Consider the following 26137-nt stretch of genomic DNA (forward strand, 5'->3'; position numbering starts at 1 on the left):
CCCGTCATGGAGTGCCTCAAGATGTCCATTATCGATCATGGACATTATCGACAGCAGAGGCTCACCGTCAGAGCGGTCACAACGGACGGATACTCACCTGGGCCATCTGGGTGAAATCAATCGCTGCCGGATCGTTGACCAACACCGCCACCACGGCCTCGACCCGCAGTTGCGGATTGCCGATGGCATCGGTCAGACAGGTTCCCAGGCCGTGACCGGGTGCCGCCTGAGCGGTGGAATAGACAAAGTGGATCTCGATCGTGTCCCCCGGCACAAGGTCGCCGTGTTCGCTTTCCCCGACCTTCATTCCAATGGGCGCAAGTTCGCCCTCGCTGAGCGTTCCGTTGAATTTGAACCCTGTTCCATTACCGTGGCCATCGCCATTGCCGGCATAGGTGGTGAACTCACCGCCCTTGTGTTCGGCGTTCTCGTGGAAATGAATGTCGCACAGCGTCATGGCCTCATGGCTTGGCGCGGTGCCGAACGCCCGTGCATTGACGCCGGCCACAGCGTCGATATCGCGGGGCGATTGCGGGCCGAACCCAAGACCAGCGGTGGCCGCTGACAGTTCGGCGCGCTGACCAGAAATGACCTCGTCCGACACTGGGCCATGCGCCTCTGTCTCCGCGAGGCCTGTGGTGCCTATCACGCAGGCGAAAATCACCGCGGCAGATCGCTGGTGGAAAGATGTGGTCATCAGACCCTCCTGGAAAATAACTTGGACAATCGAGTTGCGGCTTCGGCCAGAACCCAAGGCCAGCGGACGCCGAATATGGACGGGTCGTCAACAGTCAATTCAAGCGTTCGTCACCCCCGCGATGGCCCTGCGAGGCTCGCCACCGACCTTACCTAAAGGTGTCTCAATGGGTTGGCAGGCATTGCTATGGTTGTGCGTCAGCGCGGTTTTTCGGTGAAGCAGCTGAAAAAACGTGTGAAACTCCACCGCATTTCGCGTCTCGAACGCAACGATTGCAGCCTAATCACGGAACGCCGCTGCAGGAGACTGGACAGCATTGCACAGCGCACCTTACCAACCGGTCAAACACCGGAGACGCACATGACCTCTATCCTTGTCCTCAACGGCCCCAATCTCAACCTGTTGGGGACACGCCAGCCGGAAATCTATGGCCACACGACCCTCGCCGATGTCGAAGAGATGTGTGTGGCCCACGGCAAGACGCGCGGAATTGACGTTGCGTGCGCACAGTCCAACCACGAAGGCGCGCTGGTCGCCCACATCCACGAGGCGCGCGGCCAACATGCCGGGATCGTGCTGAACGCCGGGGCCTATACCCATACCTCGATTGCGCTGATGGACGCGATCAAGGGCACCGAGATGCCCACCGTGGAATTGCACCTGTCCAACGTCCACGCGCGTGAAAGTTTTCGCCACACGTCATTCATTGCGCCGGTGGCCATCGGCGTCATAGCGGGATTTGGCGCAAACGGGTATAAACTGGCCATAGACGCCCTGCTGGGCTTTCTGGAGACACGGCCATGACCCCCGAGCTGAGAGATTACCTGATCGACCTGACCAATGCCCATGATGTGCAGGAGCTTTGGGAAATGCACTGTGCGCGGATGGACAGCTATGGGTTTGACCGGCTGATCTACGGGTTCACGCGGTTCATGACGGCAACCAGCTTTGGCGATCCGAATGATTTTATCGTGCTGACCAACCACACGCCTGCCTATCGCAAGGGCTTTGTCGAGGACGGGCTGTATCGCTACGCGCCGATGGTCCGCTGGGCTTTGGAAAACGAGGGTCATTGCAGCTGGCGCGCGATGGCGGAACAGATCAACAAGGGCACGCTGGACGACCGCGCCGCCAAGGTCGTGGCCTTCAACCTGCAGCACAAGGTGCACGCGGGCTATACGATCAGCTTTCAGTCGGTGTCGCACCGCGCCAAGGGGGCGATTTCGCTGACCACGCGCCCCGAACTGAACCAGGACGAGGCAGATGCCATCTGGGCGAAACATGGCCAGGACATCATCCTGCTGAACAATCTGGTGCATCTCAAGATCATGACCCTGCCCTTGCCGCTGGCTGGTCAGAACCTGACCCCGCGCCAGCGCGAGGCGCTGGAATGGGTCGGCGATGGCAAGACCATGCAGGACATTGCCACCATCATGGGGCTGACGCAGGCGACGATCGAAAAGCACCTGCGCCTTGCGCGTGAGACGCTGAATGTTGAAACCACCGCGCAGGCCGTGGCCAAGGCGGCGTTTCACAACCAGATGTACATCATCGCCGCGCAATAAAACATTAACAGGGCCAAGATGTTGACACCAAAGGGTTAAAATCCCGCCCTTTGGCGTAAATTCTGCGTGAGTCCGGGCGTTTTACCCTTTGGTCAGGAAATCCGTACTTCCTTTACCATAGGTTAATTGCGATTGTTTCCTTGTTCCGTGAGTGGTGGCTTTGGCCATGGAGCAAAGGGACCGCAACCCGCGAATTTCCGGGCCCTGCGGCGCCCCCGGTGTTTGCCGGACGCTGGTTCGACGGGGCAATTACCGCTTCCGTCGGCCAGCACCCTTTCGGGGTCCCTGGATCTCATCCCCAATGTCTCACCGGGGGCCCCGAATCCTATCCTCTGTTCTCTCCATGCGCCCTGCCCTGACCGGCACGCTGTCTTTTCTCACCATGCGAAGCCTTGGCCGTGCCCGCAAGCCAAGTTGTCGGCGGCGCTCCGTTCCGGCGGGTGTTCGCCCAAAAACAGCGCATCTGGTGCTGCCAGAACGCAAAACGCCCCGAACTGTGTCCGGGGCGCGTTGATGATGTGCGTTCGAGCCGGATCAGCCCAAAGGGATCAGCCCTGAGCGGCCTTGGCCACCTCGGCGGCAAAGTCTTCCTGGACCTTTTCGATGCCTTCGCCGACCTGCATCCGCACGAAACCGACAACCTCGGCGCCCGCGTCTTTGGCGGCCTGCTCAACGGTCTTGTCGGTGTCCAGCGCGAACTGCTGACCCAGCAACGTCACCTCAGCCATGAATTTCTTCATCCGGCCAACGATCATCTTTTCGATCACGGCGTCGGGCTTGCCCGATTCCTTGGCGATGTCGATCTGGATCTGCTTTTCCTTTTCGACCACGGACGGATCGAGCGAGGCCTCGTTGAGCGCGGCAGGGTTCATGGCGGCGATGTGCATGCCAACCTGTTTGCCGAACTCTTCGGTGCCGCCCTTGAGCGCGACCAGAACACCGATCTGGCCCATGCCGTCGGTGGCCGCGTTGTGGACATAGGCCGCCACGACGTCACCTTCGACCGACGCCATGCGGCGCAGGGACATGTTCTCGCCGATGGTGGCGATCTTGTCGGTGATCACGTCGGCCACGGGCTTGCCACCCATGTCGGCGGTCTTGAGCGCCTCGACGTCGGACACACCCAGCGCCGCCTTGGCGATCCCGCCAACCATCTTCTGGAAGTCGGCGTTCTTGGCGACAAAGTCGGTTTCCGAGTTGACCTCGACGGCCACACCCTTGCCACCGGCAACCTCGACGGCCACGAGGCCCTCGGCTGCGGTACGACCGGATTTCTTGGCCGCTTTGGCCAGACCCTTGGTGCGCAGCCAGTCAATGGCCGCTTCCATGTCGCCGTCGGTTTCCACCAGCGCCTTCTTGGCATCCATCATGCCTGCGCCAGTCATTTCGCGCAGTTCTTTCACCTGTGCAGCAGTGATCGCCATGGTTTGGCTCTCCTCATCGTCTCATTGCAGGAGGTCGGGTGGCCGCCGCGGATCCGAAACCCGCAGCTTTGGCCACCCCTCATGTCATGGGCATGTATCGCTTTTGCGACACGGCCCGCGAAGGCAATCAGCCTTCGGCTTTTTCACCGGCCTCGACCAGCGTCTCTTCGACAGGCGCGTCTTCGAGTGCGCCAAGGTCGATGCCGGCGGCTTCCATCTGGCCGGTCATACCGTCCAGAGCAGCGCGGCTGACGAGGTCGCAGTACAGCGCAATGGCGCGGGCCGCGTCGTCGTTGCCGGGGATGATGTAGTCGATGCCAGCGGGCGAGCAGTTGGTGTCGACGATGGCGACAATCGGGATACCCAGCTTGTTCGCCTCGGCCACGGCCAGTGCCTCTTTCTTGACGTCAATGACGAACAGCATGTCCGGCACGCCGCCCATCTCACGGATACCACCCAGCGACGCTTGCAGCTTTGCCTGGTCGCGTTCCATTCCAAGACGCTCTTTCTTGGTCAGGCCCTCGGCGCCGTTTTCCATCTTTTCGTCGATTTCCCGCAGGCGGTTGATCGACTTGGACACGGTCTGCCAGTTGGTGAGCGTGCCGCCCAGCCAACGGTGGTTCATGTAATACTGGGCGCATTTCTCGGCCGCCTCGGCGATCGGAACAGCGGCCTGACGCTTGGTGCCGACGAACAGCACGCGGCCGTTCTTGGCCACGCATTCACGGATCGCGTTCAGCGCCGCGTCCAGCATCGGAACGGTCTGCGTCAGGTCCATGATGTGGATGCCGCTGCGCGCGCCGTAGATGAACTCGCCCATGCGGGGGTTCCAGCGCTGCGTCTGGTGGCCAAAGTGAACGCCAGCTTCGAGCAGCTGACGCATGTTGAACTCGGGAAGAGCCATGCTTCTATCCTTTCCGGTTTATGCCTTGGCGGGGGATCAAGGCGGATGCCTCAACCGGTGGACGTTTGGGGATGTCTCTCCCAAAGCGCCCGCCCCCGCCTGCGGAGTACGTGGAGCGGCCCTTACAGCAGGTCCGGGCAGGGCGCAAGGGGGATTGCCATCCCCCTGCCCCGGCACGCTAGGCCCGCGCCAGATTGGTCAGATGGGCGACATGCGCGTCAAGGGTGTGCCTGCCGAACAGGGTCGATGCGCCCTCGTAGTGCTGACAGTCGTATTCCTCGGGCGTGGTGACGTACTGACAATAGTCGTTGGCATAACAGACCGTCAGGACGTGCGATGGTCTTTGCCCGCTTGGGTTGCAGACCTGGCCAAGGGCGTCACGCAGACGACGACCGGCCATGGTCGTCATCTCGCCCGGAAGCGCCGCGATGAGGATCGGCCCCAGCCAGAACACCTGTTTGGGCGGGCTCTCGGGTGAAATGCGACGGGTGAGGATCGCAACGGGCTTGGGCGCCTGCCCCCCAACATAATCCGCCCCGACAGAGATCGCGTCCGTATCCATGTCGAACTTCAGCTTGAGCAAGCCCACGACCGCGTCGGTCAATGCATTCGGTATCGGGCCGACAAGCTGGACGATGTCCTTTTTCGGCGTGCGCGACGAAACCTCCATCAAGAGCGACCAGAGCCCGCGCTCCGTGATGCTGGCATTCTGCGTCGTGATCCCTTCGCGCAGCCCCAGAGGCCCCGGCCCATCCATCACCGCGCCAGCCAGGGTCGACAGACCCACAGCGCCCCGCCACGTCCGCTTGTCGCCATCCTGCCAGTCGGTCATGTCTGGTGTGCCGTAGGCTGCGTGGATTTCCCCCTCCACGGTCGTGGGAAAAGAAGCCAGGTGTGTCTTGCTTTCGGGCGCCCCATGCGCTGCGGCAAAGGCTGCGCCGATCTCTTCCGCCAGCGCGACAAAGCCCTCTTCCTCTGTCTGGGGCGGCGCATGGTTGCCGGCGAACAGGCCCTTGAACCAGTCGATCGCTTCTTCGCCCCAATGCTCAACCTGCGCAATCGGGTTGTGCGGCACGCGCTGGCGTTTTTGGACATAGCCCTCGCCGCTGGCCTTCATGTTGGGGGAAATGTCGCCGCAGCAACCATTCAGGCTACCGGCCACAAAGGGTGCCGCGCCAGCCAGTTTCCTTCTCGTCACGAAGCCCTCAATGTGGGTCGAGACATTGCCGGGAATGTCGCCGCTCAGATTGCGGTTGTCGGGCCCCAGCGCAGTGCCATGAACCGCGAGGAAGTTCAGCGATCCGATCAGCGCGCCAGTGTCGGCTTCGCGAAACAGGAGCGTGGCAAAGTTCTTTTCCACGGCCGACCGATGGCGGTTCCGTTCTGCCTCCGGGTTGGCCTTGTAGGCCTCGAGCGACCGGTTGCCGAACCATGCGCCACTGGCGGCATCCCCCTTGTCCACGATGTCCAGGATCTCGATCCGCGCCGGGCGCCGGGTCTGGTCGGCCTGCTGCAAGGCCTTGCACATCGCCAGCGCGATGTCATCGACGACCGCCTGGGAATACCCGCCCGACAGCTGGGCATAGAGCCGATGATCGGTTATCCCGGACGGCCCGCTGTGGGTATGCGTGCCCGCCACCATGAGGTGACCGCCCGACAAGCGCGCGCCCAATTCCGTCCCCTTGAGACGCTTGAGCAGTGCCGTGCGGATACTCTCGGTCCCGGACCAGATGTCGGCCACTACAAGCGCGATCAGGTTGCCATCCGTTTCAATCACGAATGCGCGGGCGGCCAGCTGGCCGATCACTTTCTCTGCGATCTGGTTCTCATCGTTGAAGCCCATGAGGGGGCGTTTCAAAAGGTGTCTGTAGTCGATCTCAGCTTTTCCGGCCCCGATAACAAATTCGCCCACCCCGTGATCCCCCGATGAGAGTTTCCCTCATAAGGTTAGTCGGATTGGGCCGTTGGTGTCCACTTATTCCACCTGACGGGGCGCAATTGGGCCGGTTAGAGAAAGACCCGCTCTACGAACCAGTAGGCGCCGACACAGGCAATCGCCAGCGAGGCGGGCACGGCAACGAAATGGCGATAGGCCCGCACGTCGCTGACAAAAGTCGCCGACAACAGGCACAGCAGGCAGAGCCCGGCCAGCGGCCACAAAAAGACCGGCGCGCCCGCGCCCATGGCGGCGGTAAAGCCGGGGCCGTTCAGCAAGAAGCCGAAGCCGACAAAGGCCAGCGCAAGGATGCCGTAGACCACCTGCCCGGTGCGCAGATCGGTGCGTCCGCTGTCCACCCGCTGCGCCAGGAACACCAACAGAAAGGCGATGGCGATGACCGTCAACTGACCCAGTTCCACGCCGACGTTAAAGCCGATCAGCGCCGGTACAAATTGATCCGCTGGCAATCCGAACTCTCCCAGAACAGAGGCAAAGCCCAGCCCGTGCAGCAAGCCAAAGACAAAGATCACCAGAGGTCGCCAGCGGTGCAGTTTGTCCGAGACGATGTTTTCCACCGCCACATAGACGATGGAGGCGGCAATGATCGGTTCCACGATGCTGCCGGGAATGTTGACATACCCCAGCGCCCCAAGGGCGAGCGTCACAGTATGCGCCAGCGTAAAGGCCGAGATCTGCCACAACAGCGGCCCCATCCGGGTGGACAGAAAGAACAGCCCCAGCACAAACAGGATATGGTCCAGCCCCATGGGCAGGATGTGCTCAAAACCCACCGGGATGTAGTAGCCAAAGGTGCCCAGACCGGACATGGCGTCGCCACCGGCAATGGCGATGGGATCGGATGTGCCGCCGGTCAGATAGCCGGTAAAGCCATCCTCGACATCGATTTGCCGCAGGATCAGCGTGCCGTATTCCGACGGCCAGCTGACCGTCAGGCTTTGCGCGCCGTCGGGCAGATCGCCGGACAGAAACAGCCGAGACTCGCGCGGCAGGTCGACCTGCGGCACATCGTCGACCTGGATGTCTGTCACAGTCAGGGGCACGTCCGTTCCATCCGCCGCAATGGCGATTTGGCCCAGAACGCCGTTCATGGCGGCCGTGATGTCGGCCTTCATGGCCTCCGGGTCCAGCGCGCGCAGCCTGTCCACCGCATCGGCGCGGTCGGTGTCGTTGGTGTCCTCGACCCCTTCGAGATCGACGCCGGCCAGAACCGGCTCCATGCTCAGCCGCAGGACCAGAGCGACGCCGTCCTCGCCGGTGGACAGATCGCCAATGGCGGGGCGGACCTCATGTGCCGAGGCGGCGGTGACGGATATGAGCAAAGCGAAAAACGCGACAAGACTACGAAACATGAGACCCCCGAGAGCACAATTTCGTAACAAAATGACGCAGTCGCGGCAGAGTTCAAGCAAATGCAGACCCGACCGGACCAGAAACCGGAAAAAAGGCCGCGCCGTTGTGCAACGGCGCGGCCTTATTTGTTATGCGACGGACACAGCGAACCGGTCAGCCAAGCGCGTAGCCCGCGCCGCGTACCGTACGCAGCGGATCGCCGCCGCCGTGCTGGCACAGCGCCTTGCGCAGGCGCCCGATGTGGACGTCGACAGTGCGCGTGTCGACATAGATGTCGCGGCCCCAGACCCGGTCCAGCAGTTGCTCGCGCGACCAGACCCGGCCCGGCTTTTCCATAAAGGTGGTCAGCAGGCGAAATTCGGTCGGGCCCAGCTTCAGCGACTTGTCGTTGCGGGTGACGCGGTGGGTTTCACTGTCCAGCATGATGTCCTGGTATTCCAGCCGCAGACCCGCCGCCGCTGGACGCGCCCGGCGCAGTTGCGCGCGCACCCGTGCCATCAGCTCGATCACCGAATAGGGTTTGACCACATAATCGTCTGCCCCGGTTTCAAGGCCGCGCACCCGGTCCACCTCTTCCGAGCGGGCCGACAGCATGATGATCGGCACGTTGCGCGTGTCGGGGCGCGTCTTGATCTGGCGGCACACCTCGATCCCGGACACATTGGGCAACATCCAGTCCAGCACGATGATGTCGGGGTTTTCCTCGTCGATGAGGATCAGCGCCTCTTCGCCGTTTTCGGCGCGTGCAACGCGGAACCCCTCGGCCTCGAGGTTGTAGGTCAGCACTTCTCGCTGGGCGGCTTCATCCTCGACCACCAGAACTGTTGGCTGATCTGCGGCCATCGTTCAATCCTCTCTGTCCTCGTCGCCGTCCAGCGCATCCAGGGACAGGCTGGCATCGGTCGAGGTGCGGTCATCCTTGACGCGAATATCGTCCGGCTTGCGCCCGGATGTCAGGAACACGACCTGTTCGGCGATCGACGTCACATGGTCGCCCATGCGTTCGATGTTCTTGGCGATGAAATGCAGATGCATGCAGGCGGTGATGTTGCGCGGGTCTTCCAGCATGAAGGTCAGGAATTCGCGGAACAGGGTGTTGTACATCTGGTCGACGTCGCGGTCGCGTTCGATCACGTCCATGGCCAGTGCCTCATCGCGCTGGATATAGGCGTCCAGCGCGTCCTTGAGCATCAGTTCCACATCGCGCGCCATCCGGCGCAGCGATTGCGAGGTGCCGCCGATGGGCTGCATCTGCACCAGCACGGTTGTGCGCTTGGCCATGTTCTTGGACAGATCGCCGATCCGTTCCAGATTGGCCGACATGCGCATCACCGACAGGACAATGCGCAGGTCCGACGCGGTCGGCGCGCGCAGCGCGATCACGCGAGCCGCCTCTTCGTTGAGGCTTTCCTCCAGCGCGTCGATGGCGGCATCTCCGCGGCGGACCTGATTGGCCAGCTCTTCGTCGCGGGTCTCCAGCGATTTGGCCGCGCTGAGGATGGCAGCCTCGGCAAGGCCCCCCATCTTCATGATCTTGGCCTGTATGCCCTCAAGATCGCGGTCAAACGCGCTTGCGATATGTTGATTGAGCTCTCTCATCATCCGATCCGCCCTGTGATGTAGCTTTCGGTCCGGCTGTCGACCGGGTTGGTAAAGATCTTGCTGGTGTCGCCGTATTCCACCAGATGACCCAGGTGAAAAAACGCGGTCTTCTGGCTGACCCGCGCGGCCTGCTGCATCGAGTGGGTCACGATGACCACCGAATACTCCTGCCGCAGTTCGTCAATCAGTTCCTCGACTTGGCTGGTGGCGATGGGGTCCAGCGCCGAACAGGGTTCGTCCATCAGCAGAACCTCGGGTTCGGTGGCCACGGCGCGCGCGATGCACAAACGCTGTTGCTGGCCGCCCGACAGGCCGGTGCCCGGCGCGTCCAGCCGGTCCTTGACCTCATCCCAGATGGCCGCACGGCGCAGAGACCGTTCGACGATCACGTCCAGATCGGCCTTGTTCCGGGCCAGACCGTGGATGCGCGGGCCATAGGCCACATTGTCGTAGATCGACTTGGGGAACGGGTTGGGTTTCTGGAACACCATGCCGACCTTGGCGCGCAATTGCACCGGATCGACGCGCTTGTCATAGATGTCTTCACCGTCGATGGTGATGTCGCCCTCGACGCGGCAGATGTCGATGGTGTCATTCATCCGGTTCAGGCAGCGCAGAAAGGTGGATTTGCCGCAGCCAGAGGGACCGATAAAGGCGGTCACGGTCTTGTCCTGGATCTCGCAGTTCACGTCCTTGATGGCGTGGGTGGTGCCGTAATAGACCTGCACCTTGCGGGCGCTGATCTTGATGTCTCGCTGCTCCACGTTGATCTCCGTGTTCGGTACGTCGTACATTGTTGTGCTCTCCTAGTTCCGCAACCCGGCGCTTACCAGCGACGCTCAAAGCGGCGGCGCAGAATGATGGCGATGATGTTCATGGTCAGCAGAAAGATCAGCAGGATGATGATACCGCCCCAGGCCTTTTCGTAAAAGCTGGCATCGGCACGGGCCGCCCATGTGTAGATCTGCGCCGGCATGGCAGAGTTCGGGTCGATAAACCCGCTGATGAACCCGTCGGGATAGCCACGGGCGACAAAGCCCACCATGCCGATCAGCAGCAGCGGTGCGGTTTCCCCCAGCGCCTGCGCCAGACCGATGATTGTGCCGGTCAGGATGCCGGGCATCGCCAGCGGCAGAACGTGGTGGAACACCGATTGCATCCTTGAGGCCCCGACCCCCAGCGCCGCGTCGCGGATCGACGGCGGCACCGCCTTGAGCGACGCGCGGGTCGAGATGATGATGGTCGGCAGCGTCATCAGCGTCAGCACCAGACCACCCACCAGCGGCGCGGACTGCGGCAAGTGCGCGAACTGGATGAACACCGCCAGACCAAGGATACCAAAGACAATCGATGGCACGGCGGCAAGGTTCGAGATATTGACCTCGACCAGATCGGTCCAGCGGTTCTGCGGGGCGAATTCCTCCAGGTAGATCGAGGCGGCCACGCCGATGGGCAGCGACAGGAACAACACCACCAGCATCATGAAGAACGATCCCACGACCGAGGCGCCGATCCCGGCCCCGCCGGGGTTGTCCACGCCTGAATCCGCCCCGGTGATAAAGTTCCAGTCAAAGGTGGTGGTGATGATACCGGCCTCGGCCAGCGCATCGACCAGATCAAGGTCGGCCAGCGTCAGAAAGCGGCTGTCCTGCAACCCTTCGCGGGTCACGCGGCCCTTGAAATAGCCGTCTACACGCGACGATGCGCCCAGGCTGAAATCCACCGGCTGTCCCAGCGTGTCAGGCGAGGCGCTGTAGTGTTCGCGCAGCGTGCTGCCGATCTTGCCCATGACCCGTTCGATCGAGGCCTCGTCGAAGGAGACCTTGATCCCCTTTTCCGTCAGGGTCGTTTGCAGCGCGCTGATGAAGTAGTTCGAATAGGCCTTGGTCTTGAACAGTTGCCCTTCGGCCTCGTCGAATTCCTCCTGTTGCAGGGTGAACTCGACACTGACCACCGTGGTGGTGAAGGCCGGGATGCCCGACCGCAGGATCGAGGTGGCCAGCACCAGCAGGAAAAACAGGCCAATGGCGATGGCGCCGATGCCATAGGCCTGGAACCGCTTTTCTGCCTTGTTGCGCTTTTTCGTGCGCGCATCGTCGGCAACCAGCGAGATCTTTTTCCGGCGCGGGGTCGGGGTGTCCATGCTTGCATCGGTCATTAGTCGTACTGCTCCCGGTATTTGCGCACGATAAAGAGGGCCAGGACGTTCAGCCCCAGCGTCAGGACAAAGAGGCTCATCCCCAGCGCGAAGGCGACAAGCGCCTCGGGCGAGGCAAAGTCACTGTCGCCGGTGAGTTGGCTGACAATCTTGGCGGTGACGGTGGTCATCGCCTCGAAGGGGTTCAGGGACAGGCGCGCGGCGGCCCCTGCCCCCAGCACCACGATCATCGTCTCACCGATGGCGCGGCTGGCGGCCAGCAGGATGGCCCCCACGATGCCCGGCAGGGCGGCAGGCAGGATCACCTGCTTGATGGTTTCCGACTTGGTGGCGCCCAGCCCGTAGGAGCCGTCGCGCATCGCCTGCGGCACAGCGTTGATGATGTCGTCCGACAGGGAGCTGACAAAGGGGATCAGCATGATGCCCATGGCCAGACCGGCGGTGATCACCGCGCGCTGTCCGCCCATCCAGCCGGTGCCATCGGGGCCAAAGACGCTCAGCAGCATCGGGCCGATGGTCAGCAGGGCAAACAGGCCGTAGACGATGGTCGGGATACCGGCCAGCACCTCCAGCATCGGCTTGGCAAAGCTGCGCACCGTGGGAGAGGCGTATTCGGACAGGTAGACGGCGGCGAACAGGCCCACGGGCACCGCCACCAGCAGCGCCACGATAGAGATATAGAATGTCCCCCAGAGCAGCGGCAGCACCCCCAGGCTGGACGATCCGCCCCGGCCCGAAAAGCTGGGCGCCCATTCCAGCAGGGTAAAGAAGTCCCCGGCGGGATACAGGTTGAAGAACACCCAGGTGTTCCCGATCAGCGAGAACACGATGCCGATGGTGGTCAGAACCGCAATAGAGGCGGCGGCGATCAACAGCGCCATGACGCCCTGTTCCACCACGTTGCGGGCCCGGAAATCGGCGTTGGTTTCCTTCAATCCCCACAGCACGCCGACCAGCGCTGTCAAAAGGACAAGCCCGGTCATGACCCAGTTTCCGGTCGCGTTCAGCGCGCGGTAGCGTTGTGCTGCGTGCAGCACCGGCTGTGTGATCTGGCTGGTCACGACCTGTCCCGCATCCTTGAGCCGGGTGGTGACCGCGTCGAGATCGGCACCGGCGTCACGCGCCATGTCATCTGTCAGCGCCCCGCTGGCCACGGCATTGGTCAGCCCGTCTGAGGTGCGCCGCACCTCTGCGAGGATCAGCCCGCGGCTGGAGCCTTCGGAAATGACGCTGTCGGGGATCATGCCCGACACTGCATAGTTGACCGCAAAGGGCTGGGCGATCAGCCAGCCGATCATCAGCAGAAAGGCCGGCACCAGCGATTTCATCGCCACGTTGGAGCCATAGTAGATTGGCAGCGAGTGCAGGTCGCGTCTGTCGCCCCCGGCGCTTTGCAACGCGCGGGCCCGGCCGAGGATGAATCCAACGGCCGCCAGCGCGAGAACGATCACGATGAGCCAGAAAACAGGCATATGCCCCCCGAGGTCTGTGTTTGGGAAAAGGTCCAAAAAGGAAGGGGGCGGCGGAATATGCCGCCCCGCAGGTATCAGGCGCAATCAACCCAGTGCGGGTGGATCACATGCCACCGCCCATGACGACTTCGTCGGCAACCATCTGCTGGATCTTGCCCAGTTCGGGGTCGGACACGAGGCCATAGTTGGCCAGCGGACCGGAGGGGCCAGCCAGTTCGTCAGAGATAAAGAACTGCGCATACAGCTTCAGTCCGGGGATCACGCCGATGTGGGCCTTCTTGACGTAGAAGAACAGCGGACGCGACACCGGGTACTCTCCCGATGCGATGGTTTCGGTCGAGGGCGCGACACCGGCCATGGTGGCGACCTTCAGCTTGTCGGTGTTGTTTTCGTAGAACGCGAGACCGAACACGCCGATGCCGTTCACGTTGGCGTAGATGGAGGCCAGCGTTTCGGTATAGTCGCCATCGATGTCGACAGAGCGGCCATCGGTGCGGACCTCAAGGCAGGCATCTTCGGCGTCGTCTTCGGACATGCCGGCGTCGATCATGGCCGCCATTGCGCCGGTGGCCTCACAGCCAACCGCGATGACCTTTTCTTCGAACACTTCACGGGTGCCGTGCTTGGTGCCGGGGATGAACGCGAGGATCTCGGCGTCGGGCAGATCGGCGTTGAAGTCCGACCATTTGGTGTAGGGGTTGTCGACCAGCGCGCCGTCAACCATGACCTTGGGCGCCAGCGCGGTAAAGATGTCGGCCTGGGTAAAGGCCGTGTAGTCCGGGCCGCCCTGCTGCGAGGCAAACACGATGCCATCATAGCCGATGCGGACCTCGATGATGTCGGTCACGCCGTTTTCGGCGCAGGCCTGGATCTCTTTTTCGCGGATCTTGCGCGAGGCGTTGGCAACGTCGGTGTGCTCTTCGCCTACGCCCTGGCAGAACCGCTTGAGCCCGGCGGAAGAGCCGCCCGATTCAACGACCGGTGTCGGGAAGTCGGTGTTGTCGCCAAAGGCCTCTGCCACGATCGAGGCATAGGGCAGAACGGTCGACGATCCGGCAACCTGGATGTTGTCACGCGCGACAGCAGAGGTGGCCGACACAGCGGCGATCGCCAGAGTGGAAGCGGTCAGTTTAGCGAATTTCATGGAAAGCTCCGTGAACCTAGGAAACGATCATCCCCACGATGACCTTGTCCCGGACCGCTAACGGCCCGACGCTATGGTTTTGTGACGCTTGTGTAACGGTTTTATGACGCGCGCGGTTTTTGCTGCATTGCAGCAGGGATTCGCGCTCCGGGCGGCGGCGACAGAAATCTGCAACCCGAAAAGCGGCTGTGTTCCGCGCCGTCACGCAGTTTCATAGCTCTGGCAAGGCAGGAGGGGATTCGTCAGGTCAACTCACCGGCAGCGTGATGGTAAAGCGGGTGCCCACGCCCTGCTCGCTCTGGATCTTGAGCCGCCCACGGTGGCGATTGACGATATGTTTGACAATCGCCAGTCCCAGCCCGGTGCCGCCCATCTCGCGGGAGCGGTGTGTGTCGATGCGGTAGAACCGTTCCGTCAGGCGCGGCAGGTGGATCGGGTCGATCCCCGGCCCGTTGTCCTGGATGATCAGGGTCGCGGCCTGCGCCCGCAGTCCCGGCGCGTAGTTCGGCACGCCCAGCCGCACCGTTACCGTGGTGCCCTTGCCGCAATACTTGATCGCGTTCTCTATCAGGTTGGTCAGCACCTGATGCAGCTGATCCCGGTCTGCGGGCACCACCACCTGCGTGTCGGGCAGGTCATGAACCAGCGTGACCTCCGCCTCCTGCGCCAGTGGAGACAGCCCGTTGATGGTGGCCATGATCGACGCGCCCAGATCAATCCGTTCCGTCGGGCGGACCCGTTCATCCGCCTCGACCCGGCTGAGCGACAGCAGATCGCTGACCAGCCGGTTCATCCGGTGCGCCTCGGCCTCCATGATGTTCAGGAACCGCGCCTGCCCCACCGGATCGTTGCGCGCCGGTCCCTTCAACGTCTCAATAAAGCCGATCAGCGCGGTCAGCGGTGTTTTCAGTTCGTGGCTGACATTGGCGACAAAATCGCGCCGCATCTGGAGCAACTGTTCGGCGTGGGTCACATCCTCGAAACTGACCAACACACCCGCCCCGCTGGGCAACTCGACCGGACGCACCGCCACGCGAAAGGTGGTGTCCTGCCGTCCGTCGTTGCCCATATAGTCGGCGGCGCGCGGGGCGCTGTCCCGCAGGCTGTGTTCGATCGCGTCCAGCAGTTGCGGTTGCCGCAACGCGGTGATGAAATGCCGCCCCACGATCCCGGGCCCCAACAGGCTCCGGGCCTGCGGATTGGCGGCCTCGATGCTTTCGTCGCGCCGGATCACCAGTGCCGGCAGCGGCACCGCATCGACAAAGGCGGCGATGAACGGCGCCACCTCAGGCCACCGTCGGCACGGCGCGCGGCGATCGGACCGCCGGAACCGCTGCGCACCAGCGTGGTTGGCGCAATAGGGCCATCACCTTACCTCCACAGGGTTTTTGTTGCGACGGCTGTTTAGCTGATCGGTTCAGGCCGGTCGATAGGCATGATCCCGCCCTTCCTGCCCCTGACTGACACAATTCATCATTATGAATGACTATCCTTGAATATGAATTGCCGTTACCAGCATCAGGGTAAAGTTTTCGAATGATCGGTCGAGGGCAGCAAGAGACATGGACGGGACCAGACCAATCCACGACGGGCTATCGCCCGAACAGATCAAGGCAGCCTCTGTCCCGGAGGCCGTGACGATCTATCAGGACACCATCGACGCCATCAAGAAACACTTCTGGGTTGGCAATTGGGACGCTCTGGTGTCGTGCATCGCGGTTCCGAACCGGATCAGTGCACTGGATACCGCACGGGTGTTCGAAACCCATGAAGAATGGCTGAACGTGACCCGCGCCGCGCGGACCTGCTTTGCGGATCAGGGCGTGACGGAATATCACCGCATCTGCAGCGGTGCTTTTTTCATGGACGCCACCAAACAGGAGATCACCGGGTTTCACGAAACCTATATCCTGCGCGGCTCTGCCCTGGCCGCACCCCGGTTCAAGGGATACATGCGGCTGGTTCTGCGCGATGGTCGCTGGCAGTCGCAAGGACTGCACACCGAACAGCGCGATTCGGTGTTTCCGACCATCTACGCAGACCGTCTGGTGGCCGCCAAGGACCAGCGGATAACGCCCTAAAGCGCCGTCAGCCCGGTGGCAAAGCGGGCGGCATTCGCCTGATACCCCAGCGCCGATTTGCGCAGCCCTTCGATGGCAGCCTCGTCCAGTTGGCGCACCACTTTGCCGGGCATCCCCATCACCAGACTGCCGTCGGGGATCTCTTTGCCCTCGGTGATCAGCGCGCCTGCGCCGATCAGGCAGTTCTTGCCGATCTTCGCGCCATTCAGGATTGTGGCCCCCATGCCGATCAACGTGTTGTCGCCGATGGTACAGCCGTGCAGCATGACCTTGTGGCCGATGGTGCAGCCCCGCCCGATCACCAGCGGATAGCCCATGTCGGTATGGCAAACGGTGTTTTCCTGCAGGTTCGAACCTTCGCCGAGGCGGATTTCCTCATTGTCGCCGCGCAGCGTGCAGCCGAACCAGACCGAAGCGCGCGCCTCCAGCACCACCTTGCCGATCAGGTTGGCATCCGGCGCGGCCCATGCGTCCCCGGCCAGTTGCGGCGCGATCCCGTCCAATGCGTACAGAGTCATGACAAATCCTCGAATTCTTGTTGCAGGGCGCGGACGTGATCCAGCAGGCCGGGTTGCTGGGTGCGTCGCAGGCGTGCCGCCGTGACCACGCTTTTCAGCCGCGCCTCGGTCTCGTCCAGATCCTCGTTCACCAGCACAAAGTCGTAGGATCCCCAATGGCTGATCTCGTCCCAGCTTTTCTGCATCCGCTTGTCGATCACGGCTTCGTCGTCCTGCGCCCGCCCTTCCAGCCGCCGCTTGAGTTCGGCAATCGACGGCGGCAGCAAGAAGATCGACAGCGTGTGCAGCGCCAGTTCCGAATTGGTCATCTGCTGCGCGCCCTGCCAGTCGATGTCAAACAGCACATCCTTGCCCGCGATGATCGCATCGCGCACTGGCCCCTTGGGAGAGCCGTAGAAATTGCCAAAGACATGGGCGTGTTCCAGCATCTCGCCCTGGTTGACCGCCTTCCTGAAGTCCAGTTCACTCATGAAATGGTAGTCTTCGCCGTCAACTTCGCCGTCCCGGGGTGCGCGCGTCGTGGCCGAGACCGAGAAGACGATCGACGGGTCCCAGGCACGCAGCCGACGCGCCAGTGTGGATTTTCCCGCGCCCGAGGGCGAGGACAGGATGATCAGCAATCCGCGTCGTGTTGGTGTCTGGGTCATGTCGGGGTCACTCCACGTTCTGAACCTGTTCGCGCATCTGGTCGATCACGGTTTTCAGCGCCAGTCCGGTCTGGGTCAATCGCGCATCCCCGGATTTCGAGCATAGCGTATTGGCCTCGCGGTTGAACTCCTGCATCAGGAAATCGAACTTGCGGCCCACCGCGCCCTCTGCCGCCAGCAGATCCCGCGCGGCCACGATATGGGCGCGCAGCCGGTCGATTTCCTCGGTGATGTCGGATTTGACAGCGATCACCGCCAGTTCCTGCGCGATGCGCGCCGGATCGACGCCATCCGCATTGCCGATCACGCGGGCGAGTTGTTCGCGCAGGCGCTCGGCCTGTTGTGGCTGACGGTCGGCCACGGCCTTGGTGGCGTCGTCGACCAGCGTGGTGATCTCGGCCAGTTGGCCCTCCAGCACGACAGTCAGCGCATCGCCTTCGGCGCGGCGCATGGCCACGAAATCCGTCAGCGCACCGTCAAAGTCTGCCAGCAGCGCGGCGGCCAGCGCCACCGGCTCTGCCTCTGGCGCTTCGGTTGTCAGAACGCCGCGCAATCCAACGATCTCTGCCGCCGTCGAGGGGGCCAGCGACAGGCCCTCTGCCATGGCGTCTGCCTCGATCCGGTGCATCGCGGCCAGTACGGCGGCCAGTTGCGCCTCATCCAGACGCACCCCCGCGTCGCCCTCATCCGCTGCAAGTTTCAATGAGATTTGCAGGTTGCCGCGTTTGAGCAGCGCCGCGCAACGCGCGCGCACACCGGCCTCCAGCCCGTCGATCCCGTCGGGCATCCGCAACCGCAGGTCCAGCCCCTTGCCGTTCACACCGCGCAATTCCCAGACCCAGCTGCGACCAAGTCCCTGTCCGCTCCGGCTTGCAAAGCCCGTCATAGATTGGCGCATCTCGCCCCCTCCGCCGTCTTTCGAACCGGGGTATCGGCAGACGCTGCCGGGCGCAAGTCGGGGTTAAGTCCTGGGCGTTCCGTTAACCTTCGCCGAAGAATTGGGACGAATTTGAGACGAACCTCTGCTAGTAAGGTTTCAGTAACTTCAATTAAGCAGGCTGGGTGGCAGACACGCCTTACCATGCCGCGGCGGACGACAGGAGTTTGGCATGTTGGGCAAAAGTGGCAAGGACAAGGGCATCGTTTCCATGACGGAACGCGAAAAGATGCGGCGGCTCGCCCCTCTGCGGCAGGTCGAGGCCTATTGGCACGGGCTATGCGCGGCAGACGCGGTGCCGATGCGCAGCCAGATCGATCCGCGCGGCATGGAAGACGCGCTGGAGAATGCCTTTCTGATGGAACGGATCGCGCCCAGCATGGCCAAGATCCGCGTCGCCGGCACACATCTGAACGACATCATGGGGATGCAGATCGCCGGGATGCCGCTGTCCTGCTTGATCGCGCCGCCGGACCGGGAACGCTTTGGCGAGGCGGTGACACGGCTGTTTGCCGATCCAGCGATTGTGCGTCTGGATCTGACCGCAGAGGGCGGTTTCGGCAAACCCGACCTTGAGGCGCATATGATCCTGTTGCCGCTGCGGTCGGATTTCGGCGACCAGACCCGCGCTTTGGGTGCGCTGATCAGCCATGGCCGCATTGGCCGCACCCCGCGCCGGTTCACCCTGCGCCATGTCGAGGTGACGGCAGCACTGTCGGGCAAGCCGGTCACAGCGGCCCCGATGGAGCCCGCCAAACCTGACGCGCCGGTAATGCACAAGGCACCGGCGGCATCCATGCCGCGCGGCGCGACGCCGGTTCCGGCCCCCGCCGCCGTATCGGCTACGGGCGACAGGACAAGCCACCTGCGCCTTGTGGTCAGCAACGACTGACCCGGCCAGTCCTGACAGGGACGCAGCAAAGGATTGGCCCCGATCACAAGGTCGGGGCCTTTTGTTTCAAAGACATGTATTGACCCGCTGCCCCCCGGTCGAGCAGACCAGACAGGGTTTTCAGACAATCTTGATCTGGAACGGGTCGGTCCCTAAACTCGTCAACAGACAAGGGAGTGCTCTGCCAGTGATCAATTAAACCAACCGCACAATTGCCTTCGGGTGTGTCGGAGTTTTATTGAGGAGCAGGCAATGCATCCCATCGTTTATGATGTCGCTGTCTCTGTTGACGGCTTTATTTCCGGGCCCGACGGGGACATTTCAAACTTTGCGCAAGACGGGCAGGTTGTCGAAGACTACCGCGCCCGATTGGCGGGCTACTCTGTCGCCATCATGGGACGAAAGACCTATGAGTTTGGCTATCGTTTTGGCATGACCCCCGGTCAGAACCCTTATAGCCATATGAGAACAATCGTTTTTTCAAAGTCTCTGGACCTACCCGAAGAGAGCGAGGTGGAGGTGCGCAGAACATGTGACCTCGCAGTCCTCAAGACTCTCAAGACAACTTCGGATGGGCCTGTCTACCTCTGTGGCGGCGGGGATTTTGCGGGTGCGCTAGTGTCGATGGGTGCAATTGACCTGTTGCGCCTGAAGCGCGCGCCAATTCTGCTGGGGGGCGGAGTCACGCTGTTCGGTCAGACGGCGGTGTCTGCCCCCCCCCATCCATATTCGGTCCGATATTTACCCCTGTGGCTATGTGCTGCAAGAGTTCGCGCTGTAGGGTCAGGTCCGCTCATTCCGGCAAATGGACCGCAAAAGAAAAACGCCGCCGCAATTCCCTGCGGCGGCGTTTCTCATGTCTCAACGATTGGCCGAAATCAGGCGCTGGCCGCCTCGGCCGCCTTGGCGCGGCGGGCCACCAGTTCCTCGGCCACCAGGAACGCCAGTTCCAGCGACTGCGAGGCGTTCAGGCGCGGGTCGCAGGCGGTGTGGTAGCGGTCCGACAGATCCTCATCGGTGACTTCGCGCACGCCGCCGGTGCATTCGGTCACGTCCAGGCCCGTCATCTCGAAATGCACGCCGCCGGGGATGGTGCCCTCGGCCTCATGCACGCCAAAGAACTCACGCACTTCGCGCAGGATCGAATCAAAGGGGCGTGTCTTGTAGCCGGTGGCCGACTTGATGACGTTGCCGTGCATCGGGTCGCAGACCCATGTCACCTTGGCGCCCTCTTCCTGCACGGCCTTGATCAGGCGCGGCAGATTTTCCCCCACCTTGCCCGCGCCAAAGCGGGCGATCAGCGTCAGCTTGCCCTCTTCGTTCCTCGGGTTCAGCTTTTGCATCAGAACCTTGAGATCCTCTGCCGTGGTGGTCGGGCCGCATTTCAGACCGACCGGGTTCAGCACGCCGCGGGCGTATTCCACATGCGCGCCGTCCGGCTGCCGGGTGCGGTCGCCGATCCAGATCATGTGACCCGAGCCCGCCAGCCAATTGCCAGAGGTCGAATCCTGACGGCACAGCGCCTCTTCGTATTCCAGCAGCAGTGACTCGTGGCTGGTGTAGAATTCCACCGTGTGCAGCGTGTGCGCCTGATCGCCGGTGACACCGGCGGCGGTGAGGAAATCCAGCGCGTCCTGAATGCGGGTCGACATCTCGCGGTAACGCGCGGCCTTTTCGCTCTCGGTAAAGCCCAGCGTCCACTGGTGGACCTTGTGCACGTCGGCATAGCCGCCGGTCGAAAAGGCGCGCAGCAGGTTCAGCGTCGCCGCCGCCTGCGTGTAGGCCTGCAACATGTTACGCGGATCGGGGATGCGCGCCTCTGGCGTAAAGGCCAGCCCGTTGATGATGTCGCCCCGGTAGCTGGGCAGTTCGACGCCATCCTTGACCTCTGTCGGCGCGCTGCGCGGCTTGGCGAACTGGCCGGCCATGCGGCCCACCTTGACCACCGGCACCTTGGCGCCATAGGTCAGCACCATCGCCATTTGCAGCATCACCTTGAAGGTGTCGCGGATCGCATCGGCCGAGAATTGTTCAAAACTTTCAGCACAGTCGCCGCCCTGCAACAGGAACGCCTCACCCCGGCCCGCAGCGGCCAGGTGCTGCTTCAGCCTGCGCGCCTCGCCGGCAAAGACGAGCGGCGGATACTTGGCCATCTGCGACTCGACAGCGGTCAGGGCCTCGGGATCCGTATACTCCGGCATCTGAACCCGCGGCTTGCTACGCCAGTTCGCTTTCTGCCACTCGGTCATCGTGTCTCTCCGGTTCATCATTTCGAGCGCTAACGGTTGGGCTGTATAAGTCACCCTCTCGCCCCTGACCAGCGATGATTTGCCTGCAAATGCCGCACAGTGCAAAAGCACCGCCCCGGACGAGCCGTGCAAATCGATGCAGACATCGTCGGGCAGACCACGAACCGGCAAACCGGCAGACCCGCCCGGCGTTGTCCGGCAATTGTTTCCGACATGTCTTGACGCTGCCGGGGAGTTCTGCCCATGTGCCACGATGATATTGCGGGCAACAGGCCGCAACCCGATCAGGAAGGTGGCTTTCCATGTTTCCCCCGCCGCAGCGCCAGGTCATCGAACTCGACAGCGTGCCGCCCAAACCGCGCCGCTTTGTTTTTGTTCTGTTGGACAATTTCACCATGTTGTCGTTTGCCGCAGCACTGGACTGTCTGCGGCTGGCCAACCGCATGTCGCAGAAAAAGCTGTATGAGTGGCAAGTGGTCGGTGAAGGCGGGGAAACCGCGACCTGTTCCACCGGCACGGTGTTTCATCTGGATGGCGGGTTGAACGACCTGCACCGCGACGACACGGTTGTCCTGTGCGGCGGGGCCGAGGTGCAGCAGGCGACGACCAAACGGCTGCTCAGCTGGCTTCGGCGCGAGGCGCGCAAGGGGCTGGTCATGGGCGGGTTGTGTACCGCCACTTACACGCTGGCCAAGGCCGGGTTGATGGACGGCAAGCGCGCCACCATCCACTGGGAAAACCAGGACAGTTTTTCAGAGGAATTCGACGAGGTCGAGTTGACCAAATCGGTGTTCACCATAGACGGCAACCGGCTGACCACAGCGGGCGGCACATCGTCCATCGATCTGTTCCTGCAGATCATTGCCAATGATCATGGTGAGGAGCTGGCCACCGCCGTGGCCGATCAGCAGATCTATTCTTCGATCCGGACCGATCAGGACACCCAGCGCCTGTCGGTGCCCACCCGCATCGGTGTGCGCCACCCCAAGCTGAGCCAGGTCATCCAGATGATGGAAACCAACATCGAGGAACCGATCAGCCCGGCGATCCTTGCCAAGGATGTGGGCATGTCGACCCGTCAGCTGGAGCGGCTGTTCCGGCGCTATCTCAACCGTTCGCCGAAACGCTATTACATGGAATTACGGCTGCAAAAGGCACGCAACCTGTTGATGCAGACGGAAATGAGCGTGATCAACGTGGCGCTGGCCTGCGGCTTTGCCTCGCCCTCGCATTTCTCGAAATGCTACCGGGCGCATTACAAGACGACGCCGTACCGGGAACGCGGCGCGCAGGCCACCCGCCTGTCGGTATGATCCGGACAGAGCGGCTGTTGCTGCGGCCCGGTCGGCTGACCGATCTGGAGCCGCTGCACGAGATCCTGTCCAACCCCCAGGTGATGCGTCACTGGTCCGGTCCCGCCCATGAGGACATCGCGCAGACCCTGCAATTCCTGCGCCGGTTCATGGATGGCTACGGCCATGACGGGCGGGTGGAATACATCCTCGAAAAGGACGGGCGCTGTATCGGCAAGGCCGGGCTGTGGCAGAATGCAGAGGTCGGATACATCCTGCACCCCGACTACTGGGGACAGGGTCTGGCCTATGAGGCGATGTCCGCCATCCTGATCGAGATCGCCCGCCGCCGCCCCGACCTGACGCGCCTGACCGCCGATCTGGACCCGCGCAACACCGGATCCATCCGGTTGCTGGAAAAACTGGGGTTCATCCATGACCGCACAGAAACCGGCGACTACCTGTATGGCGGGTATGAGGTCTGCGACAGCGCCTACTACAGCCGGGTGATGCCCGCGCAGGACTGAGGCCCGCCGCAAGGCCGGGGCCTTGGGCGGGGACTGGCAGAGTAGTGATAGGTCCGAAAGAACGGCGGCCGCCGGTCGGATCATGCCACCGGGGTGTCAAACCCGGCGCCTTTGGGGCGTCGCCCCTTCGTTCCGCGCAGATCGAAAGGCCCCCATGAGGGCGTTGATCCTGTTTTCGGTGGTACCAGGGGCGAACATGCCGCGCACAGGTTTACGGAACCCAAACGCACCGCACGGCGGTCAATCAGCAGCAGATCAGTCGGCGGCAGGCACCAGCCGGTACAACGCGCCATTGCCGACGCTGAGGAACCACAGCGCACCGTCCGGCCCGGTGTCCACATCGCGCACGCGCAGGGTTTCATCGCTCTTGATCTGCTCGACCTCTGTCAGCGGGTCGCCCGACAGCCGCGAGATGTAGTCGAACTTGAGCGAGCCGATAAAGGCATTGCCGGACCACTCCGCCACGCTGCCGTCATAGAACCCCATGCCAGAGGGCGCGATGGACGGATCCCAGAAATGCACCGGCTGCGCCATGCCCTCCTTGGCGGTGCCCTGCCCCAGCTTGGAGCCGTCGTAGTCGACCCCGTAAGAAATCACCGGCCAGCCATAGTTCACGCCCGGATCAATTCGGTTGACCTCATCGCCACCCTTGGCGCCGTGTTCCACGACCCAAAGCTGTCCGCTGGCATCCAGTGCGGCACCCTGCGGGTTGCGATGGCCGTAAGACCAGATTTCCGGCAAGGCACCATCCGTGTCGACAAAGGGATTGCCCGGCGCGGGCGCGCCGTCGCGGGTGATCCGCAGAACCGAACCGTTGTGCATCGACAGATCCTGCGCCTTGGGCCCGTCGCCGCGGTCGCCCACGGTCACAAACAGGTGCCCGTCCGATCCCTCGACCAGACGAGAGCCAAAGTGGTATCCGCCGCCGGTTCCGCGCGCGATCTCGAAAATCGTCGTGCCGTCTTCCAGCCGCGTGCCGTCCTCTGACAGCCGGGCGCGGTAGACCGCCGTGCCGGAGCCGCGAAAGCCCTGACGTTTGGCATAGGTAAAGAACAGTTCACGGCTGGTGGCAAAGTCACGCGGCACCAGAACGTCCAGCAGGCCGCCCTGCCCGTTGGCCACAACCTTTGGCACGCCGCGCACCTCTGTCCGCGCGTCACCGTCGATCCGCAACAGCTGGCCCTCGCGTTCGGTCAGCAGAATCGCGCCATCCGGCAGAAAGTCAAAAGCCCAGGGCGTGCCCAGATCCTCGACCATCGGTTCGGCAGTCATGGGACCGGCAGAGGTCTGAATCGGGGCGGCGGCAAGCGGACCCGCCATGCAGACGGAAAGTGCCGTAACGGCATGTTTGAGAATCATGTTTGCGCCTCCTGTTTCCCTTGCGATATGGCGGCTCTGCTTTGCCGGGCAAGGGGACACGGGGAAGAAACCGCAGCTTTCAAGGGGCCTTTCCTTTTCTGAAAACCCTGCTTAGGCTCACGCTAGGACACAAGATCCAACACGGGAGTTAACAATGAAAAAACTACTGATGGCCACAACGGCCTGTACCCTCGTCGCCTCTGCCGCATTTGCAGAAAGCCACGCAAGCGAAGCAAAGATCGGCATCATCCTGGGCTTCACCGGCCCGATTGAATCGATCACACCCGCAATGGCAGACGGCGCAGAGCTGGCGATTTCCGAGGTCAACGCATCGGGCAAGTTCCTGGACGGTGTGACACTGACCCCGTCGCGTGCGGATTCGACCTGCATCGACGCCGCCGCCGCCACAGCCGCCGCAGAACGTCTTGTCACCACCGAGGGCGTCGTCGCCATCATGGGCGCGGACTGTTCCGGCGTGACCGGCGCGATCCTGTCGAACGTCGCCGTGCCGAACGGTGTGCCGATGGTATCGCCCTCTGCGACCTCGCCTGCGCTGTCGACTGCCGAAGACAACGGCCTGTTCTTCCGCACCTCGCCGTCGGATGCCCGCCAGGGTGCCGTTCTGGCCGAGATCCTCGCCGAGAAGGGCATCACCGAAGTTGCGGTGACCTATACCAACAACGACTACGGCAAGGGATTTGCCGATGCCTTTGCATCGTCCTATTCCGGCACCATCACCCTGTCGGCGCCGCATGACGACGGCAAGGCCGACTATTCGGCCGAGATCGGCGCGCTGGCATCGGCCGGCGGTCAGGCCCTGATTGTTCTGGGCTATACCGACCAGGGCGGCAAAGGCATCATTCAGGCATCCTATGATACCGGCGCGTTCGACACCTATGTCATGGGTGACGGCATGTACGGCGACACGCTGTTCACCGAACTGGCCGACGCTCTCGAGGGGTCGATCGGCACCGTGCCTTGGGCCGAGGGCGCAGGCGCAGACGCGTTTGCTTCAATCACAGCCGCCGCAGGCATCAACGGCGACAGCTCATACACGCGTGAGTCCTATGACGCCGCGGCGCTGATCGCACTGGCGATGATGAAGGGTGGCGCAGCTTCCTCCGACGTGATTGCCGCCAACCTGCTGGACGTGGCCAACGCACCGGGTGAGCTGATCCTGCCGGGTGAACTGGGCAAGGCGATGGAAATCCTCGCCGGTGGCGGCGACATCGACTATGTCGGCGCATCGGGTGTCGAGCTGATCGGACCGGGTGAAGCCGCTGGCAGCTACAAGTACTACACCATCACGGGTGGTGCTGCGGAAACCGTCTCGTTCAAGTAAACCGGAACCGTGACAAG

Annotated in this window: 25 protein-coding genes; 8 read left to right on the top strand and 17 right to left on the bottom strand. The window is 62.6% G+C overall.

Annotated features, from left to right (window positions below; translation table 11 throughout):
- Window positions 1-76 precede the first annotated feature (76 nt).
- Window positions 77-697 (bottom strand): delta-class carbonic anhydrase, encoded by a 621-nt coding sequence (locus CHB90_RS12185; protein WP_170941053.1) that lies wholly within the window; start codon window positions 695-697, stop codon window positions 77-79.
- A 360-nt stretch (window positions 698-1057) separates the two neighbouring features.
- On the opposite strand from CHB90_RS12185, the gene aroQ reads away from it, so the two are divergent.
- The gene (aroQ, locus tag CHB90_RS12190) at window positions 1058-1501 is read left to right on the top strand and encodes a type II 3-dehydroquinate dehydratase (protein WP_089278152.1); all 444 of its coding nucleotides are present in this window, start codon (window positions 1058-1060) and stop codon (window positions 1499-1501) included.
- A complete protein-coding gene (locus CHB90_RS12195) occupies window positions 1498-2262 on the top strand; it encodes a helix-turn-helix transcriptional regulator (protein WP_089278153.1) in 765 nt (254 codons plus the stop codon). Before aroQ ends, CHB90_RS12195 begins: the two co-directional genes overlap by 4 nt.
- Window positions 2263-2810: 548 nt before the next feature.
- Here CHB90_RS12195 and tsf read toward each other — a convergent pair.
- The 11 genes from tsf to CHB90_RS12250 form a co-directional block, all read right to left on the bottom strand.
- Window positions 2811-3686: a translation elongation factor Ts gene (gene tsf / locus CHB90_RS12200; RefSeq protein WP_089278154.1), complete on the bottom strand. Its 876-nt coding sequence runs from the start codon at window positions 3684-3686 to the stop codon at window positions 2811-2813.
- Window positions 3687-3813: 127 nt separating this feature from the next.
- A complete protein-coding gene (rpsB, locus tag CHB90_RS12205; protein ID WP_089278155.1) occupies window positions 3814-4590 on the bottom strand; it encodes a 30S ribosomal protein S2 in 777 nt (258 codons plus the stop codon).
- A gap of 178 nt (window positions 4591-4768) precedes the next feature.
- Complete coding sequence (locus CHB90_RS12210; RefSeq protein WP_089278156.1) at window positions 4769-6502, bottom strand: neutral/alkaline non-lysosomal ceramidase N-terminal domain-containing protein; 1734 nt, start codon at window positions 6500-6502, stop codon at window positions 4769-4771.
- A gap of 95 nt (window positions 6503-6597) precedes the next feature.
- Window positions 6598-7899 (bottom strand): HupE/UreJ family protein, encoded by a 1302-nt coding sequence (locus CHB90_RS12215; protein WP_089278157.1) that lies wholly within the window; start codon window positions 7897-7899, stop codon window positions 6598-6600.
- A gap of 154 nt (window positions 7900-8053) precedes the next feature.
- Window positions 8054-8743, bottom strand: coding sequence for a phosphate regulon transcriptional regulator PhoB (phoB, locus tag CHB90_RS12220; RefSeq protein WP_089278158.1), 690 nt, complete (start codon window positions 8741-8743; stop codon window positions 8054-8056).
- A gap of 3 nt (window positions 8744-8746) precedes the next feature.
- Window positions 8747-9499, bottom strand: coding sequence for a phosphate signaling complex protein PhoU (gene phoU, locus CHB90_RS12225; RefSeq protein ID WP_089278212.1), 753 nt, complete (start codon window positions 9497-9499; stop codon window positions 8747-8749).
- On the bottom strand, window positions 9499-10296 hold the full coding sequence (pstB, locus tag CHB90_RS12230; protein WP_089278159.1) for a phosphate ABC transporter ATP-binding protein PstB: 798 nt from the start codon (window positions 10294-10296) through the stop codon (window positions 9499-9501). Before pstB ends, phoU begins: the two co-directional genes overlap by 1 nt.
- Before the next feature lie 32 nt (window positions 10297-10328).
- Entirely contained in the window at window positions 10329-11660 is a 1332-nt protein-coding gene (gene pstA, locus CHB90_RS12235; protein WP_089278160.1) for a phosphate ABC transporter permease PstA, read from the bottom strand.
- Window positions 11660-13132: a phosphate ABC transporter permease subunit PstC gene (pstC, locus tag CHB90_RS12240; protein ID WP_089278161.1), complete on the bottom strand. Its 1473-nt coding sequence runs from the start codon at window positions 13130-13132 to the stop codon at window positions 11660-11662. The genes pstA and pstC overlap by 1 nt, the downstream gene beginning before the upstream one ends.
- A gap of 103 nt (window positions 13133-13235) precedes the next feature.
- Complete coding sequence (locus CHB90_RS12245; protein WP_089278162.1) at window positions 13236-14276, bottom strand: substrate-binding domain-containing protein; 1041 nt, start codon at window positions 14274-14276, stop codon at window positions 13236-13238.
- A gap of 247 nt (window positions 14277-14523) precedes the next feature.
- Window positions 14524-15561, bottom strand: coding sequence for a sensor histidine kinase (locus CHB90_RS12250; protein WP_089278163.1), 1038 nt, complete (start codon window positions 15559-15561; stop codon window positions 14524-14526).
- A 277-nt stretch (window positions 15562-15838) separates the two neighbouring features.
- Between CHB90_RS12250 and CHB90_RS12255 the strand changes: the two genes are divergently transcribed.
- Window positions 15839-16357 (top strand): hypothetical protein, encoded by a 519-nt coding sequence (locus CHB90_RS12255; RefSeq protein ID WP_089278164.1) that lies wholly within the window; start codon window positions 15839-15841, stop codon window positions 16355-16357.
- Here the strand turns inward: CHB90_RS12255 and CHB90_RS12260 are convergent.
- From CHB90_RS12260 to CHB90_RS12270, 3 genes are read right to left on the bottom strand one after another with little or no spacing between them, the layout of a single operon-like run.
- Window positions 16354-16875, bottom strand: coding sequence for a gamma carbonic anhydrase family protein (locus CHB90_RS12260; RefSeq protein ID WP_089278165.1), 522 nt, complete (start codon window positions 16873-16875; stop codon window positions 16354-16356). The two genes, CHB90_RS12255 and CHB90_RS12260, sit on opposite strands and share 4 nt — an antisense overlap.
- Entirely contained in the window at window positions 16872-17522 is a 651-nt protein-coding gene (gmk, locus tag CHB90_RS12265) for a guanylate kinase (protein WP_089278166.1), read from the bottom strand. The genes CHB90_RS12260 and gmk overlap by 4 nt, the downstream gene beginning before the upstream one ends.
- A gap of 7 nt (window positions 17523-17529) precedes the next feature.
- Complete coding sequence (locus CHB90_RS12270; protein WP_089278167.1) at window positions 17530-18420, bottom strand: YicC/YloC family endoribonuclease; 891 nt, start codon at window positions 18418-18420, stop codon at window positions 17530-17532.
- A gap of 211 nt (window positions 18421-18631) precedes the next feature.
- On the opposite strand from CHB90_RS12270, the gene CHB90_RS12275 reads away from it, so the two are divergent.
- Window positions 18632-19351 (top strand): PAS domain-containing protein, encoded by a 720-nt coding sequence (locus CHB90_RS12275; RefSeq protein ID WP_089278168.1) that lies wholly within the window; start codon window positions 18632-18634, stop codon window positions 19349-19351.
- Window positions 19352-19603: 252 nt separating this feature from the next.
- Window positions 19604-20347 carry a dihydrofolate reductase family protein gene (locus CHB90_RS12280; protein ID WP_089278169.1) on the top strand — a complete coding sequence of 248 codons (744 nt, stop codon included), beginning with the start codon at window positions 19604-19606 and terminating at the stop codon, window positions 20345-20347.
- On the opposite strand, the gene CHB90_RS12285 is transcribed toward CHB90_RS12280, so the two are convergent.
- Entirely contained in the window at window positions 20230-21600 is a 1371-nt protein-coding gene (locus CHB90_RS12285; RefSeq protein WP_089278170.1) for a class II 3-deoxy-7-phosphoheptulonate synthase, read from the bottom strand. The genes CHB90_RS12280 and CHB90_RS12285 overlap by 118 nt on opposite strands.
- A 302-nt stretch (window positions 21601-21902) precedes the next feature.
- Here CHB90_RS12285 and CHB90_RS12290 point away from each other — a divergent pair, with 302 nt between their 5' ends.
- Both CHB90_RS12290 and CHB90_RS12295 read left to right on the top strand, forming a co-directional pair.
- Entirely contained in the window at window positions 21903-22913 is a 1011-nt protein-coding gene (locus CHB90_RS12290; protein WP_089278171.1) for a GlxA family transcriptional regulator, read from the top strand.
- Entirely contained in the window at window positions 22910-23419 is a 510-nt protein-coding gene (locus CHB90_RS12295) for a GNAT family N-acetyltransferase (protein ID WP_170941054.1), read from the top strand. Before CHB90_RS12290 ends, CHB90_RS12295 begins: the two co-directional genes overlap by 4 nt.
- Window positions 23420-23674: 255 nt before the next feature.
- Here the strand turns inward: CHB90_RS12295 and CHB90_RS12300 are convergent, their stop codons facing one another.
- A complete protein-coding gene (locus tag CHB90_RS12300) occupies window positions 23675-24778 on the bottom strand; it encodes a PQQ-dependent sugar dehydrogenase (RefSeq protein WP_089278173.1) in 1104 nt (367 codons plus the stop codon).
- Between the two features lie 154 nt (window positions 24779-24932).
- Between CHB90_RS12300 and CHB90_RS12305 the strand changes: the two genes are divergently transcribed.
- Window positions 24933-26120 carry an ABC transporter substrate-binding protein gene (locus tag CHB90_RS12305; RefSeq protein WP_089278174.1) on the top strand — a complete coding sequence of 396 codons (1188 nt, stop codon included), beginning with the start codon at window positions 24933-24935 and terminating at the stop codon, window positions 26118-26120.
- Window positions 26121-26137 lie beyond the last annotated feature (17 nt).

Origin of the sequence: Antarctobacter heliothermus, assembly GCF_900188425.1 — a bacterium.
GTDB lineage: Bacteria > Pseudomonadota > Alphaproteobacteria > Rhodobacterales > Rhodobacteraceae > Antarctobacter > Antarctobacter heliothermus.